Annotated in this window: 1 protein-coding gene; it reads left to right on the top strand. The window is 66.9% G+C overall.

Annotated elements, in window-relative coordinates; translation table 11 throughout:
* Window positions 1-285, top strand: a 285-nt coding sequence (locus BST14_RS32015; protein ID WP_169926131.1) for a hypothetical protein, incomplete at its 5' end; no start/stop codon positions are given.
* Between the last annotated feature and the right edge of the window lie 2 nt (window positions 286-287).

The following is a 287-nucleotide window of genomic DNA, read 5'->3' as shown; positions in this document are numbered from 1 at the left end:
AACCTCCAGTTCACCTTCGCCAAGGGCTGGACCCCGCTGCCCAACGAAAGCCATGAGGCTGTCCTCCAGTTCATCTGCGCGCCGCAGCAACGCGAACGCAACGGCATGCGCTCCACCGGCAGGGGCGTGCCATTGCAGGCGGTGATCACCGCCGTCGGCATGGTCGAGATGGAGCGCGCCCAGGCCAATCTCGCCGAGGCCCGGCGCAAGCTCGAAGAGGCCAAGAGCGATCGCGTCATGGGCGAACTCGATCGTCTGCTCGGCAACGAGCCCCGGAAGCCCTGAGC

This window comes from Mycobacterium arosiense ATCC BAA-1401 = DSM 45069, assembly GCF_002086125.1.
Classification (GTDB): domain Bacteria; phylum Actinomycetota; class Actinomycetes; order Mycobacteriales; family Mycobacteriaceae; genus Mycobacterium; species Mycobacterium arosiense.
Note: the sequence above shows the minus strand (reverse complement) of the source record. Positions and strands in the feature narration are given on the sequence as shown.